Below are 15596 nucleotides of genomic sequence, written 5' to 3'. Positions count from 1 at the left end.
CCGGCATGGAAAATATTGAGCTCCAGTGTACCGGTTGTTGCTTTTCGACCTTCAAAAGGCAGAAAACGGCTATCTAGGTTGCTCAGAGTGGTACTACCGACATTCAAACTTTGTCCGACACGTAACCAGGTCAGACGTTGCCAAAGTGATGTAAAACTTTTCGGCCAGTTATTTTCTCCTAATAGCAAGGTATTCACTTGCGCTATCGTACCTTTATCCATCTCATGCAATGTGGCGATAAGTGAAGCTGCATTTTCAGCCGTCATATCTTTAGCATTTAATTGATCGAAATAGCGGATCATTTCATCACGGGAAACGGTGACCTGAGTTTGCCACTATTTAAAACATGATAGTGTGAGTAATAAGTGAGTTTTAGTGGTACAACTATTGAAGCGGCGGCTTGATCTGGATTACCCGCAATCAATATCTATCTTAGGTATTTAGAATCATTTTCACTATTTGGTAAGAGTGTTAACTGATGGAGGAATGACTTTATAGCGTGAAAGCTTATTATGTTAAGCTTAATTTTTATTAATGTAGGAATAAAAAATTAATTTAATCATAGCGGTAAAGAAACCTCGTAACAGTTTCAGACTGAAAATAATCAGACTTGAATTGATCGGGGCATTTCTGGTCTTTTACCGGGTGATGGCTCCTCGCCTTATCGGCATAGATATCTACACAGTTTCCGTCAAAAATGGTATTGATATTCAGTATGCCCTCAATTTTTCTATCGTCAGAACAGATAAATAACGGATAGTTTCATGTTTATTGATACTCACTGCCATTTTGATTTCCCTCCGTTTCGTGATGATGAACAGCAGAGCCTGCAACGGGCGGCACAGGTTGGTGTGGATAGAATTATTGTCCCCGCTATTAGTAGTGCAAATTTGCAACAGGTATCTGAATTGGCTTGTACTTATCCTGCAATTTATGCTGCATTGGGTTTACATCCTCTTTATATCGATCAACATCAGGAAGCGCATCTTGCGGATTTGGAATCGTTTCTGAAACAGAAACACGAAAAGTTGGTGGCGGTTGGGGAGATTGGGCTTGATCTCTATATGACTGAACCCCAATTTGAAAAACAGAAAGCGTTGTTATGCGATCAATTGCGGTTAGCAAAACAGTATGAACTGCCGGTTATCCTTCATTCCCGAAAAAGCCATGATCAACTGGCAGCGATCCTAAGAAGAATCAACCTTCACCGTACCGGTGTAGTACACGGATTTGCGGGTAGCTTATCGCAGGCGGAGGCTTTTATCGGTTTGGGATATTACCTTGGGGTAGGGGGAACCATTACTTATGAAAGAGCGCAGAAAACACGTCGCGTAATGGCTGAACTCCCGTTAACGTCTCTGGTGCTGGAAACCGATGCTCCAGATATGCCGCTTTTCGGTTTTCAGGGAGAACCTAACCGGCCGGAAAAAATTGCCGGAGTTTTTGCTTCGTTATGTGAGCTCCGCCGCGAAGTTCCTGATGAGATTGCTCGCCAACTTTATCATAACAGTGTTGAGTTATTTGGATTAATTATATGATTTAGAGCCTATCTCAATAGGCGTAATTGTTGCAGACAGTTTGAACACGGACAGCGCGGAAAAACCGGAGCGTACACGTAGTACGTGAGGATTTTGAGCACTGCCCAGGTTCAAAATGGCAAATAAAATAGCTCTATTGGGATAGGCAGTTACAGAGTGATTTTAACGACTATTGGTAAAGCTCCAAGGTTATAATATTTGCAATTAATTTTCCTTGAAAAAATCCTTTATAAATTCATCCGTATCAATTAAATCACCTTTAATTTCGCTCGACAGTTTGCTCAAAAAGTCAACCAAATATTGGGCATTCAATTGTGCAATCTTCTTACCCTCTGTGGTATTCATTTTTTCGGGGAGTTTAAATAACTTTGTCTGAAAGTGATCGATTGTATAGGATTTGTCATCCAAGGGGCGATTAAGTGCAAAGGGATCATCATGATGAAAAAGCCCCTGACCGAGCATACCCGCTATATAAAATACTCTGGCGAGTCCAATAGCCCCTAATGCATCCAATCGGTCTGCATCTTGGAGTATTTTAGCTTCTATTGTTTTGGCAGGTAAGTTTGCGCTGTAGCTATGGGTTATAATGGCGTGTTCTACCGCATCATAAAGTTCTTTTGGGAACTCTGGAAATTCAATAGATAGAATTTTTACGGCTTCCTGTGCTGCAAGTTTTGAAGACTGTTTTTTTTCTGGATGATCCTTTGGTAATGACACAATGTCATGTAAGTAACTTGAGGCAATGATAATTAAAGGCTCACCTCCTTCTTTCTCCATGATTCTTTTCGCGTTATTTGCAACACGGATCAGATGCCCAATATCATGAGCATTATCATTAGAGTGAGCGAGTCGATGTTTCAAAAATTCTCTCAAGCGTTCTTCTAGCATATTGGCTTTCATTATTTTCATATAATATGTCTTCATATCTTCTATCTTCTATCTTCTATCTTCTATCTTCTGTCCTTTAGCTGTGCTTACCTGATAATTATTTCTTAATTGTTGATTATTTTGCCATTCCGAGATTAGATTATCTATTGAAGATTATTTCCGCAAATTTGTGTGATTCACATCACATTTATCATTTTTTTATTGCTTTTTGCAGTAGATATTTGTGATGTCAATAGCTTGTTCATTCCGATGACTGAGTATAATCAGCGCCGACTCAGCGTCAGTGAGCGATTTACGTTCAACTGACATATTTAATTTATTATTAAGTGAACAGGGATTCTTCCAATGCAACTCTTTATGAGCCTGGTCGGGATGGTAGTGCTGATTTTGATCGCAGTACTCTTTTCCAGTAATTATCGCGCTATTAAACTCCGTACTGTCCTTGGTGCCTTTTTGATTCAGATCGCTATCGGTGCTTTTGTACTTTATGTTCCCACAGGTAAGAAAATATTAATGGGTATGTCTGAGGGAGTTTCTAGTGTTATCCAGTTTGGTCAACAAGGAATGGATTTTATTTTTGGTGGATTAGTTTCCCCCAAAATGTTTGAACTGTTTGGTGGTGGGGGATTTGTTTTCGCCCTGCGTGTACTGCCTATTATTGTTTTCTTCTCTTCATTGATTGCAGTGTTGTACTACATTGGTGTTATGCAGCTAGTTATCAAAGTCTTGGGGGGGGGGCTGCAAAAGATTCTCGGAACTTCACGTACAGAATCTTTGTCTGCGACAGCGAATATTTTCGTGGGCCAAACTGAGGCACCACTGGTTGTTCGCCCTTATATTGCGACTATGACTCAATCTGAACTGTTTGCGGTAATGAGTGGTGGTCTGGCATCCGTTGCGGGTTCAGTACTGGCGGGTTATGCATCAATGGGTGTTCCTTTGGAATATCTGATTGCGGCTTCCTTTATGGCGGCACCAGGTGGCCTGTTGTTCGCGAAATTGATGGTGCCTGAAACTGAAAAGCCACGCGATACTGTTGATGCAATGTCACTGGTCGCTGAAGAGGAACGTCCTGCTAACATTATTGATGCAGCCGCCTCTGGTGCTGCTTCTGGTATGCAATTGGCATTGAACGTCGGGGCAATGTTATTGGCGTTTGTTGCCCTGATTGCATTGTTGAATGGTATTCTCGGTGGAATCGGTGGTTGGTTTAATTATCCACAACTTTCTCTTGAACTGGTGTTGGGGTGGGTCTTCGCGCCAATTGCTTACCTGATTGGTGTTCCGTGGAATGAAGCAACGGTAGCAGGTTCTTTCATCGGTCAAAAAATAGTTGTGAACGAATTTGTTGCTTTTATGAATTTCGGTGCCTATTTGAAACCGGATGATGTGGTTATGGCGGCGGGTTTGCAGGTTCTATCAGATCATACTAAAGCAATTATCTCCTTCGCATTGTGTGGTTTTGCTAACCTTGCTTCCGTTGCTATCCTGCTAGGGGGTCTGGGCGGTATGGCACCGAACCGCCGCGGAGATGTTGCTCGTTTGGGAATGAAAGCCATTATCGCGGGCACATTATCCAACTTAATGAGTGCAACTATCGCAGGCTTCTTCCTGGCTCTGTAACGTTGCTGAAATTAGGCAGGTGGGATAATCCCGCCTGCAATCTATCGTCCTACCGGTTTATCTTTAATTCGTGATGAAGAAGCAGCGTCTTTATACTCTTTATACTCTATTGTTTGTTGGACGTGAGTTATACCCGTCATCTTTCAAGTTGCCTCTTTGTTGGCTGCACTCACTCACCCCGGTCACATAGTTATCTATGCTCCCGGGGATTCACTCCCTTGCCGCCGCAATGCATCTTGAAATCCATAGGGTATATATTTTTTGTCGTGTATTATTTGATGATAATCTAGCAGAAGCTAGCCGCGATAATAACGTTGGAGAGTTTTATGACCGATTTAACCGCAGCAGCGCAGCGTGCGCTGAGTTTGATGGATTTAACGACACTCAATGATAATGATACCGATGAAAAAGTGACGGCACTTTGTCATCAGGCGAAAAGCCTCGCGGGCAATACTGCGGCTATCTGTATCTACCCTCGTTTTATTCCTCTGGCACGTAAAGTATTACGTGAACAGGGCACACCTGAAATCCGCATTGCAACAGTGACAAACTTCCCACATGGTCATGACGATATTGACATCGCTTTAGCTGAAACCCAAGCGGCTATTGCTTATGGCGCTGATGAGGTCGATGTGGTTTTCCCATACCGTGCATTGATGGCCGGTAATGAACAAGTCGGTTTTGAGATGGTAAAAGCGTGTAAAGCCGCCTGTGCAGAAGCGGATGTGCTGCTAAAAGTTATTATTGAAACGGGTGAACTGAAAGAGGCATCTCTGATCCGTAAGGCATCTGAAATTTCAATCAACGCGGGTGCCGATTTTATCAAAACATCTACAGGTAAAGTGCCGGTTAACGCGACATTGGCAAGTGCTGAAATCATGATGAAGGTGATTCATGAGATGGGTGTGGGTGAAACGGTTGGCTTCAAACCGGCTGGTGGCGTGCGTACCGCTGAAGAGGCTGCACAATATCTGGCATTAGCTGATCATATCATGGGTGACAAATGGGTTGATGCCCGTCATTTTCGTTTTGGGGCTTCTAGCTTGTTAGGCAACTTGCTAAATACTCTGGGTCATCAGGGGCAAAAACAAAGCAGCCATTATTGATAATCGCTCACCGCATCAGTCGGCGCGTAACGGCTTTAATCATGATTAATACCCTATGGATTTTAAGATGGATCGCGACGGCAAGGGAGTGAATCCCCGGGAGCATAGCGAACGATGTAACCGGGGTAAGTGAGTGCAGCCAACAAAGAGGCAATTTGAAAGATAACGGGTATAGCGTGATTTGACGCAGGAGAAAATTATGAAACGTACATTCATCATGGTATTGGATTCTTTTGGCATTGGTGCCAGTAAAGATGCCGAAAAATTTGGTGATCAAGGATCTAACACCTTGGGGCACATTGCAGAAGCGTGTGCCCGTGGTGATGCGGATATCGGTCGCAAAGGGCCTCTGTATTTGCCGAACTTAAGCCGTTTAGGTTTGGGGAAAGCGACTGAGGAGTCCTGTGGAACTTTCCCTGTCGGCTTGGATAAAGACGCGGACATTATTGGTGCTTACGCTTACGCCAGTGAACTCTCTTCCGGTAAAGATACACCGTCAGGTCATTGGGAAATTGCCGGTGTCCCGGTGCTGTTTGACTGGGGTTACTTCAAAGATGAAGAAAACAGCTTTCCGCAGGCATTGTTGGATAAACTGGTAGAACGCGCAAATCTGCCAGGTTATCTCGGTAACTGCCACTCTTCTGGTACGGTTATTCTGGATAAACTGGGTGAAGAGCATATGAAAACGGGTAAACCGATTTTCTATACTTCTGCTGATTCGGTATTCCAGATTGCTTGCCACGAAGAGACATTCGGTTTAGATCGTCTGTATGAGCTATGTGAAATTGCCCGTGAAGAATTGACTGATGGCGGTTACAACATTGGCCGGGTGATTGCGCGTCCGTTTGTTGGAGACAAAGCGGGTAACTTCCAGCGTACCGGTAATCGCCATGATTTAGCGGTAGAGCCACCTGCTCCTACCATGCTGAAAAAATTAGTCGATGAGAAAAATGGCGAAGTCATTTCTATCGGTAAAATTGCCGATATCTATGCAAACGTCGGCATTACGCAAAAAGTGAAAGCGACCGGCATTGATGCATTGTTTGATGCAACGCTGGTGGAAATGGAAAAAGCAGGTGATAACACCATCGTATTCACTAACTTTGTCGATTTCGACTCTTCTTATGGTCATCGTCGTGATGTTCCGGGTTATGCGGCGGCATTGGAACTGTTTGACCGTCGTCTGCCTGAAATGCTGAAACGGGTGAAAGATGATGACATTTTAATCCTGACCGCCGACCACGGTTGTGATCCAACGTGGTCTGGTACTGACCACACTCGTGAGCACATTCCGGTGCTGATTTATGGACCAAAAGTGCAACCTGGTTCATTGGGTCACCGTGAAACTTTTGCTGATATTGGACAGACAGTCGCTAAATATTTCGAACTGTCGCCAATGGAATATGGCAAATCAATGTTCTGAACCTACTGACTGGCTGCTTTTGGGCAGCCAAATATCACTAAAATAACCAGTAAATAAAAAAATATAAGGAATTTAATGATGGCTACTCCCCATATTAATGCTGAGATGGGTGATTTTGCAGATGTTGTTCTGATGCCTGGCGATCCGTTACGTGCGAAATATATTGCTGAAACTTTTCTGGAAAATGCGCGGCAGGTAAACGATGTACGCGGCATGTTGGGATTTACCGGTACTTATAAAGGCCGCCCGATTTCTGTGATGGGGCATGGTATGGGTATCCCATCCTGCTCTATCTATGCGAAAGAGCTGATCACTGATTTTGGTGCTAAAGTCCTTATCCGTGTAGGTTCCTGTGGTTCAGTACGTCAAGATGTTCAATTGCGTGACGTAATTATTGGCATGGGGGCATGTACTGATTCCAAAGTTAACCGTATACGTTTTAAAGATCACGATTTTGCGGCGATTGCTGATTTCGATCTGGTCCGTAACGCTGTTGATGCGGCTAAAGCAAAAAACATCAATGTGCGCGTAGGTAACATTTTCTCGGTTGAGCTGTTCTATACTCCTGATCCACAACTGTTCGATATCATGGAAAAATATGGCATTCTGGGCGTAGAAATGGAAGCTGCGGGTTTTTACGGTGTTGCGGCTGAATATGGCGCAAAAGCACTGACTATCTGTACCGTTTCTGATCACATCCGCACTCATGAAAAACTGACCGCCGAGGAACGCCAGACGACTTTCAATGAAATGATTGAAATCGCACTGGAATCCGTTCTGTTGGGTGATAAATAATTCCGGTTCTACATTTGCTGTTGATTGCATAAAAAGAGCCGTTTTTATTTAAATGCCAGCCAGTTGAAAAAATTGGCTGGCATTGCTTTTTTATTGAGTGGCTTTTTCTAACGCTTGAGCCAAATCGGCGATAAGATCCTCTGCATCCTCTATACCCACAGAAATGCGTACCAACTGTGGCGTGATCCCAGAAGCAAGGCGTTTTTCTAATGGAATAGACGCGTGAGTCATACTGAATGGTTGGCTGATCAGACTCTCCACCCCGCCCAGACTTTCTGCCAGGGTAAATAGTTTTAGCTCTTGAATTAACCGACGGGCATAATCATCATCACCGTTTAAGTGAACAGAAATCATACCGCCAAAGCCCTTCATTTGACGTTTCGCCAGTTCATGCTGTGGATGGGAAGCGAGGCCGGGATAGAAGACGGTTTCGATCTGAGGCTGTTGTTCCAGCCAGTGAGCGATCTTTGATGCACTGTCAATGTGGCGTTGCATACGCAGAGCAAGTGTCCGCATTCCGCGTAGTACCAGGAAACTACTAAATGGATCGAGCACACCACCTACAGAGTTTTGCAGAAAACCAAGTTTTTCTGCTAGCTCTGCATTTTTTCCGACAACTGCCAGCCCGGCGATCACATCGGAGTGGCCGTTTAAATATTTAGTGGCGGAGTGCACGACGATATCAAATCCCAGATCAAGTGGGCGCTGGAGATATGGTGAGGCGAAAGTGTTATCTGCCACACTAATAATACTGTGACGTTGCGCTATTTGTGCGATAGCCGTCAGATCTGCCAGTTTCAGCAAGGGATTGGTGGGGGTCTCCACCCAAATCATTTTTGTGTCGGGACGAATAGCTGCTTCAAGGCCGGTAATGTCATTGGCTTCCACGTAAGTGACACGCAAACCGGCGGTGCGGCTACGTACTTTTTCGAGTAGCCGGTAGGTACCACCGTACAGATCATCGACTGCCACCAAATGGCTATCTTTATCCAAGAGTTCTAGCACCGTGGAACTGGCAGCGAGCCCTGAGCTAAAAGCGTAGCCTCGGCTACCGTTTTCCAGTTCGGCTATCGCGCTTTCCAGAGCGTCACGTGTCGGATTACCACTGCGGGAATATTCATAACCCGTGTGTTGACCGGGGGCTGATTGGGCGTAAGTTGATGTTGCATAAATTGCCGGCATTACCGCACCAGTGTGATCTGGTGTGTAGCCGGCGTGAACAGTTTTAGTATCGAACTTGGTCATAAAGTCATTCCTAAAAATCAATTAAGTTGCTGACGCCATGCGTTCAGCACATCTGTGCGAGTTACCAGCCCAAGAAAATGGTCATTATTGACGATCAGCGCCACATGTCCGGCGTCGAAAGTTGCCATCAATTGTTGCAAAGAAGCGTTCTTATCCAGCGTTTTCACCTGATGAGTCATGGCGTGGCTAACGGGCAGGCTAAAATTGCGTGGATCAGCCTGCACGGTGTGCATCAAATCCCACTCGTCGATGATGCCAACGACTTGCCCTCCTTCCAGCACGGGTAATTGAGAAATCTCATACAAGCGCATTCGGGTATGTGCCGTTTTTAACGTATCTTCTGGCGATATAAAAACCGTAGCGCCATCCTGATAACGGTAAGTAATATAATCGCTGAGATCGTGCTGTAGCACACGCGATTGGAACCCCTGTTCTAGCATCCAATAATCGTTAAACATTTTTGACAGATACTTGTTTCCACTGTCACACGCTAGCGTAACCACACGTTTGGGGGTAGTTTGCGCTCGGCAATAGCGCAGTGCGGCGGCGAGCAAGGTTCCGCTGGAAGAACCCGCCAGCACACCTTCCTTTAGCAACAGATCACGGGCACTGGAGAAAGCTTCTGCATCACTGACACGGTATGCGTGGCGCACTCGACTAAAATTGCCCAGAGGAGGGACAAAATCTTCGCCAATACCTTCCACTTGCCAACTCCCGGCCTCACCATATTTGCCGTGTTCGATATAGTCCACCAGGATAGAACCATTTGGGTCTGCCAGAACAAATTCAGTTTCCGGCGAAACTTGAGCGAAATAGTGGCTCAAGCCGCCAAGCGTGCCACCGGACCCGACACCGATCACCACTGCATCGACATTGTGGTCCATTTGCTGCCAGATTTCCGGTCCGGTAGTGGTAGTGTGCGCTGCTGAATTAGCTGGATTATTGAACTGATCGATGTAATAAGCACCGGGGATCTCTTGCGCCAGACGTAGGGCATAATCTTGATAGTACTCTGGATGACCTTTGCTGACATCAGAACGGGTAAGACGTACATCGGTACCTAGTGCACGCAGATGAAACACCTTCTCTCGGCTCATCTTATCTGGAACAACCAGAATCAATTTATAGCCTTTCAGGGCGGCGACCAGTGCCAACCCGATGCCGGTATTACCAGCAGTCGCTTCGATAATTGTACCACCAGATTGAAGTAGCCCCTGTTCTTCTGCCTGCTCGATCATGGAAAGAGCAACGCGATCTTTAATAGAGCCACCGGGATTTTGATTCTCCAGCTTAATAAATAATTGACATGGGCCGGTATTTAGATGGGTTAACTCCAGCAACGGGGTATTGCCAATCATATCGAGAACAGAGCGTGATGTGGTCATATCATATCCAGATAATCCGTTGTATTCAGATAGTTATGGAGGATAACGCTGTATATGTATTTGTTTGAAAGAATGAATAGCAACCATATATAGCCAAAAGGAATATATTAGTTTTACTTTAGATGTGAAGAAGTATAGACGTTTAGATTTCCTGATTTATTAAAGTGTGAGGTAAATAAAATCATTTAATTTACTGTCAGGAGCTAATCAGAATAAAAACGATGATTTTTATCGACAATTTATACTTCGATAACTTAGTTATTAATCTAAGAAGTATTCAGGTTTCAAAAATATTCCATGAACAAGATGATGGCTATTTTCATCTTGTTTCTTGGAGTCTCCGTTGTGATTTTAAAATAACATCTTCCTGTTTACTGTCATTAAGATATGAGATTTTTTTACTCTGGAAAATCATATGCATTTTGTGTAGAGTTTGATCGTGAAAAAATAATTAACGAGTGTACCATTCTGGAGTGCGATCATTAAGGATGAAAAAACAAATGATAGGACACTTCACTCGTTGCAAAACTATCTGCTGTTAATGAAACAATGTTCTGATTCAGATGAAGAAAAATTTCTAAAAGATTTTGATATCAATTTATCTAGTGGTGAAGATTACCAGTTTTTAATGCGTGAGCATATGATTTCTAAACTAAAAGATTTAATGCAAGCTATTGGGCGCGTTGAGCGTAAAGATACGAAGATGAACACAGAGATATTTATTCCAGATAGTGCTGTAGAGGATGGAATAGTTCTGTTTAATCAATTTACTCGAATTAAAAAAATCGTCCGATATTGGAGAGTATGTCTCTATTAAATCATAATTTTATGCGGCTATGCGAAAAAGAAAGAGTGATATGTAGTTTTAAATCGTGTGAAGAGAGAAAATCATTTGAGAAAGAAATAGCTCGAAATTCGGCTTTACTTAAAGAATTTTTTGAAGATTTTGTTCCAGAGATTCTCTCAGTTGCAAGGAAAGATAATGTTGAAGCGATTATATTTAATGAACAGCTTCGATCTATTGAAAGTTTGATATCGCCATCAAACTATGTAAAAAAATTGAAATCAAATCCTCATGTTCAAAAATACCAAGTAATGATGGATGCGGTTGATGCATTATATATACCCTATGGATTTCAAGATGGATCGCGACGGCAAGGGAGCGAATCCCCGGGAGCATAGATAACTATGTGACCGGGGTGAGTGAGTGCAGCCAACAAAGAGGCAACTTGAAAGATGATGGGTATATTGATATATCTACTGCTCCACAGTTAAAGTTAAGTATTAAAAATCTTGAAGATGGGATAGTAACGTTAACTGATATTGAACATGGCTATTCAATATATCATCCTAAGGAATGGATATTTTCAGGTATTGGTAATCGAGTTGGTGGTAGAAAAGATGAACATGTCACACATCTTTTAAAAGAAATTACAATTCTAAGCAAGAATGTGTTTAAAGATTGCATTCCACATCCCTTTTTTATTCCATTGCTCAAAGGGAATATTGGTGAGTATTTATTTACCTTACTTTTGGCTAGATTACATCATTGTCAGCCAATAGATCCTAAATTATTGAGTGGAAAAATAGGAAAAAAAGCTTATGAGTTGTTTGATTTTTATATTGAGGTGGATAAGCATTTAATTTGTGTTGATACAAAAAATTGGTCATCTACTTTAGATAAAAGATATCAATCTTTAAAAACGCATAATAATGCGCAAAGAAAAGCTGAAACTATTTTAAGTTATATTGATAATAAATATGAATCGGTTAAGTTCGTATACTTAAATACTCGTATAGAAAATAACCCATTAAATCTTGAACAAGAAATATCTTCAGATAGTAAAATTTATTATCTTAACTTATTTAAAGAATACTTTGGGTATGAAAACAAAAAGCAAGATTATGATCAGGATTTTCGTATAGGTTCAGGAAGTGAGTTAGTTAAAGAAGTTCGTATTAATAAACAAATTTTAAACTTATTGCAAGGTGGTTGATAATGATAAAGTTAGCTGATATTGCTAAAGATTGTTCTGGCGTTTCTCCTGTAGCTAAAACTAATATTTTAGACATTGACGGGAGTATTTCTGTTAATATAGAAAAGCTATTTGAAGTAGATGATGGTAGTGGATTATATATTACTCACGGTCAAAAGAGTTTTGTTAAAGAAGTAGGAGAAAGAGACAAAGATTTCTATACTAAAGTAGATAAGGAAATACAAAAAATCATAAGGAAAAAACTAAATTTAAATCCATCAGAAAAAGTGTTTTACGATAGTTTTTGGAGTAATAAAGCAGTTCACTTTTTTTATCTTTCCGACCAGGAATATGACATAAAAGGGTTTATTGATAAACTTGAAGAAAATAGCAAATTTTTATGCAATGTTTTTTCTGCGATTGTGGGATTGCATATTAAAAGAATTTTTCTGAAAGAACTTGCAGAGAATTATGAAATAGAACCTGAATTTTATAATTCACGAATTTATTTATCAGCAGAACAACGAGGTAATATAATTGATACTTTTTATCCACATTTTCATTTCTTTTATCAAAAAGAATTAGTCGTAAATTTACATAGAAAGGTTTTTAGAATTGAAAAAAAAGTGGATTCATACAATACAGAAGAAATTCAATTGTTATTTAGAACTAAAGAAAATAATTTTCAGGTCACAGATAATATCAATACCAATGAACACTCTGAGAAAAAATTTATGCGATTCATGAAAGGATATCGAAATAGTAAAAATTATGTTCAAAACTTGATTATACAAAAAATAAAAGAACTATTAAATCATGCTGAGATCTCTTTTAATGAAAGATACTTTAGAGCTGATTATGTCCTTCATGACTTTATCACGGTTAATAAAAATTTATTACATCCTCTGGTATTAATAGATGCCAGAATGCCAAAGCATTCTGCTGATAGTAAATCCAAAATGTTTTTGGAAAAAGAGATTAAGGAAGTATTTGAACTAAAAGAATTAACTTATTCTTCTGCTAAAGATTTTAATGCATTGGATAAAAATAAAAACTATTTAGTTCTCAATTCATTGGATGATGGAGCTAAAACCAGTATATTGGTCAAGGGTGAAATTAAAAACACGACATGGGATGCATTTAAGCATATTGGAGAAAAGGGAATAGAAGATGCTGAATTGGATTACTATTCGGAATTAAAACACTATAGGTTTGAAGAGCAAGGTGAAACAGTTATTCAGGGTATAAATTTAGATAATGATATTGTGGAAAACGATAAGAAGACCGGCTTGGAAAGATTAAGTAATAAAATAATTATAAAAATTCAAAAGATCAAAAGTGAACTTTGGTTAAAAGAGAGAATTTTCAAAGAGAAAAAAATTGAAAATATTGATCTTCCTGATTTAAAGATAACTCTTGTGTATATTAGGATTCCAGAAGAATATAAGAAAAATAAGGAAATACTTGCTTCAATAGTTGATGTTGATATTCATAATAAAACGCTTTTCATCAATGAGCATTCACTGGTGAATAATGCAGATGCTCTTGGGGAAAAATGCAAGTTTATGAAAAAAATATCAAAACTTTATAATGATTCTTTTTATTTGTTTGATAATGTTGAAAAAGTATGTCTTAGTCGATATCACTCGGATAGAATTCCTAGAATCATCGGTAATCAGAAAATAGATAATATTGAATATGCCTTGGAAGATGAAAATTTAGTGAATAGGGTATGTAATCCGATTGAAACAGTTTTGCCCTATTACTTAGCGCCTAAACAGAATAGTCAGTATGAACATATTTATCTTCAACCGAGGGGAGATGACTTATTGTATTTTGTATCACCATGCAATTCACCTCATCAAACGATTGCAAAAGAGAACTTAATTTATAATATTCTGACTATGGATAAAGAGGGTAAACAGATAAATGCGATGGAACAAAATATTACATCTATTTTCCTACGTTCTTTTACCAGCGATATATTAAGGTTAAGGGAAGTTAGTAAAAGCTCTTTATTTGAGAAAATAGCTAAGATATACATTGAAAACTAGGTGAAAATTAAAAGGTTTTCTCTGAAAAAGCGGAAGGATTATACCGGCGGCACCGAGGCCATGCTAAAAGTCACGGTGCCATCTCTTCCTTCGAAAGGGTACTCCCGCTGACATAAAGCGGGAGGGGAATAACTGGCAAAAGTAGAAACGCAAAATCCAGCGCATACATGCCCGTATCGCCAATATCCGCAAAGATTACCTTCATAAAGTCACGATGACTATCAGCGAAAACCACCAGCAAAAACCACTCAATGATCGTCATTGAGGACTTAAAGGTGAAAAACCTTAGTTTTTACATATTCCTGAACTGATTCAAAACATTTAACAGGATTAACGGGATTTTGAAAATGATTAAAAAAATGGGTTTTGATTTTAATACCATTAGCTAATCTAGTTTTAAACCTGAAAAATAAAATACAGGAAAAACGAGAAAACTGAATGCCAATTTAATGAAAATGGGGAGGATAAATATAGGCTATAAAACGTAAATATCATTCATTAAATCTTTTCTAGCGGTCGTAAAATCCTTTTTATCGGTGATTAGTCAGCTAAGGGGGAAAAACAGATACTCCATTAATGCCAGATTTTTAAAAGGTATAGAGTGATTAAAGATGGCCTATTTACTGCCATAACCATTTAAAAGCACGAATACAGAGAGATTAAATTTTTATATAACAGGTTGATTTAACATAATAAATACCACTTTTTAGCAGAATAGTTAATGATATTTAATCGAAACCTATTAACCATTAACGGAAAGTTGAAAAGAAATCAGCACGATAGGGAAAGTTTTTTAATGAACTGAAAGTGAGATGTTTTCTCACCGTCATTTTAAGACGTAAGCTATAAAAATAATGCAATAAAAAAGAGATAAAACGGTTAATTTGGCAGGATTTAAGCCATGGAAAAGGAGGGTTTATCCGAGAAAACATCAAGAGATATCTTTAATATAGTCAGGCTATTTACTGGCTGATTTATATACCCGTCATCTTTCAAGTTGCCTCTTTGTTGGCTGCACTCACTCACCCCGGTCTCATAGTTATCTATGCTCCCGGGGATTCGCTCCCTTGCCGTCGCGATGCATCTTGAAATCTATAGGGTATAAAAGCCACTTACTGCTTATCCCAATAGGGCTATTTTATTTGCTATTCTTTGCCATAAAGAGCGAACCTGGGCAGTGCTCAAAATCCTCACGTACTACGTGTACGTTCCGATTTTTCCGCGCTGTCCATGTTCACTGTTTATTTATAAGAACGGCCTGCAACAATTACGCTTATTGGGATAGGCTCTTAGGATTGCCAGTAAAACAGAGCCAGTAAAAATAAAATGTAGAGAGGGTAAAAATAACGGTTAAAACCTTATGCCGATTAAAACCAGAGATTAAAAAATGATTTTTAATAGTAGTTTAAAACTTACCCATCATAAACATTTTAGTGAAAAACAAGAAAAAAATGGGTTTTGTTAATATTCATATTCCTGGAAAAAAGGAAGATAAACATATGAATAATTTAATTAGATGATCTATTTTCCCAAAGGAATCGATTTTAATAATATTTTTAAATA

14 protein-coding genes and 2 pseudogenes are annotated in these 15596 nt (G+C 40.1%); 11 read left to right on the top strand and 5 right to left on the bottom strand.

From position 1 onward, the window contains the following. Positions 1 to 74: 74 nt before the first annotated feature. Positions 75 to 365 (bottom strand): annotated as a pseudogene (locus LGZ98_RS24135) (hypothetical protein); the annotation flags it as partial. Positions 366 to 615: 250 nt separating this feature from the next. Here LGZ98_RS24135 and LGZ98_RS14710 point away from each other — a divergent pair. Together LGZ98_RS14710 and LGZ98_RS14705 are read left to right on the top strand one after the other, a co-directional pair. Then, on the top strand, positions 616 to 753 hold the full coding sequence (locus LGZ98_RS14710) for a hypothetical protein (RefSeq protein WP_158536608.1): 138 nt from the start codon (positions 616 to 618) through the stop codon (positions 751 to 753). Positions 754 to 764: 11 nt separating this feature from the next. Continuing rightward, the gene (locus LGZ98_RS14705) at positions 765 to 1538 is read left to right on the top strand and encodes a TatD family hydrolase (protein ID WP_113043864.1); all 774 of its coding nucleotides are present in this window, start codon (positions 765 to 767) and stop codon (positions 1536 to 1538) included. 204 nt (positions 1539 to 1742) lie between these two features. Here LGZ98_RS14705 and LGZ98_RS14700 read toward each other — a convergent pair whose 3' ends face one another. Then, positions 1743 to 2438, bottom strand: a complete 696-nt coding sequence (locus tag LGZ98_RS14700) for a phosphohydrolase (protein ID WP_109791941.1) — start codon at positions 2436 to 2438, stop codon at positions 1743 to 1745. A 345-nt stretch (positions 2439 to 2783) separates the two neighbouring features. Here LGZ98_RS14700 and LGZ98_RS14695 point away from each other — a divergent pair, with 345 nt between their 5' ends. The 4 genes from LGZ98_RS14695 (at position 2784) to deoD (ending at position 7373) form a co-directional block, all read left to right on the top strand. Beyond that, positions 2784 to 4049: a NupC/NupG family nucleoside CNT transporter gene (locus tag LGZ98_RS14695; protein ID WP_191214955.1), complete on the top strand. Its 1266-nt coding sequence runs from the start codon at positions 2784 to 2786 to the stop codon at positions 4047 to 4049. Positions 4050 to 4375: 326 nt separating this feature from the next. Beyond that, the gene (gene deoC / locus LGZ98_RS14690; RefSeq protein ID WP_113043862.1) at positions 4376 to 5155 is read left to right on the top strand and encodes a deoxyribose-phosphate aldolase; all 780 of its coding nucleotides are present in this window, start codon (positions 4376 to 4378) and stop codon (positions 5153 to 5155) included. Between the two features lie 199 nt (positions 5156 to 5354). Continuing rightward, a complete protein-coding gene (gene deoB, locus LGZ98_RS14685) occupies positions 5355 to 6578 on the top strand; it encodes a phosphopentomutase (RefSeq protein WP_262978229.1) in 1224 nt (407 codons plus the stop codon). 78 nt (positions 6579 to 6656) lie between these two features. Then, positions 6657 to 7373, top strand: a complete 717-nt coding sequence (gene deoD / locus LGZ98_RS14680; RefSeq protein WP_262978228.1) for a purine-nucleoside phosphorylase — start codon at positions 6657 to 6659, stop codon at positions 7371 to 7373. A 90-nt stretch (positions 7374 to 7463) separates the two neighbouring features. Here deoD and LGZ98_RS14675 read toward each other — a convergent pair whose 3' ends face one another. Both LGZ98_RS14675 and LGZ98_RS14670 read right to left on the bottom strand, forming a co-directional pair. Continuing rightward, a complete protein-coding gene (locus LGZ98_RS14675; RefSeq protein ID WP_113043859.1) occupies positions 7464 to 8618 on the bottom strand; it encodes a trans-sulfuration enzyme family protein in 1155 nt (384 codons plus the stop codon). 17 nt (positions 8619 to 8635) lie between these two features. After that, positions 8636 to 10003, bottom strand: coding sequence for a pyridoxal-phosphate dependent enzyme (locus LGZ98_RS14670; protein WP_113043858.1), 1368 nt, complete (start codon positions 10001 to 10003; stop codon positions 8636 to 8638). A 520-nt stretch (positions 10004 to 10523) separates the two neighbouring features. Here LGZ98_RS14670 and LGZ98_RS14665 point away from each other — a divergent pair. The 5 genes and pseudogenes from LGZ98_RS14665 to LGZ98_RS14645 all read left to right on the top strand — a co-directional run. Continuing rightward, positions 10524 to 10820 carry a hypothetical protein gene (locus LGZ98_RS14665; protein WP_262978227.1) on the top strand — a complete coding sequence of 99 codons (297 nt, stop codon included), beginning with the start codon at positions 10524 to 10526 and terminating at the stop codon, positions 10818 to 10820. Continuing rightward, complete coding sequence (locus tag LGZ98_RS14660) at positions 10808 to 11185, top strand: hypothetical protein (RefSeq protein WP_262978226.1); 378 nt, start codon at positions 10808 to 10810, stop codon at positions 11183 to 11185. Before LGZ98_RS14665 ends, LGZ98_RS14660 begins: the two co-directional genes overlap by 13 nt. Positions 11186 to 11193: 8 nt before the next feature. Further along, positions 11194 to 12000 (top strand): hypothetical protein, encoded by an 807-nt coding sequence (locus LGZ98_RS14655; protein WP_262978225.1) that lies wholly within the window; start codon positions 11194 to 11196, stop codon positions 11998 to 12000. A gap of 2 nt (positions 12001 to 12002) precedes the next feature. Then, the gene (locus LGZ98_RS14650) at positions 12003 to 14033 is read left to right on the top strand and encodes a hypothetical protein (RefSeq protein ID WP_113043856.1); all 2031 of its coding nucleotides are present in this window, start codon (positions 12003 to 12005) and stop codon (positions 14031 to 14033) included. Positions 14034 to 14160: 127 nt separating this feature from the next. Beyond that, positions 14161 to 14323 (top strand): annotated as a pseudogene (locus LGZ98_RS14645) (transposase); the annotation flags it as partial. 604 nt (positions 14324 to 14927) lie between these two features. Here LGZ98_RS14645 and LGZ98_RS14640 read toward each other — a convergent pair. Next, complete coding sequence (locus LGZ98_RS14640; RefSeq protein WP_262405182.1) at positions 14928 to 15059, bottom strand: hypothetical protein; 132 nt, start codon at positions 15057 to 15059, stop codon at positions 14928 to 14930. Positions 15060 to 15596: the final 537 nt, after the last annotated feature.

The sequence above is a fragment of the Photorhabdus kayaii genome (assembly GCF_025384895.1).
GTDB lineage: Bacteria > Pseudomonadota > Gammaproteobacteria > Enterobacterales > Enterobacteriaceae > Photorhabdus > Photorhabdus kayaii.
Note: the sequence above shows the minus strand (reverse complement) of the source record. Positions and strands in the feature narration are given on the sequence as shown.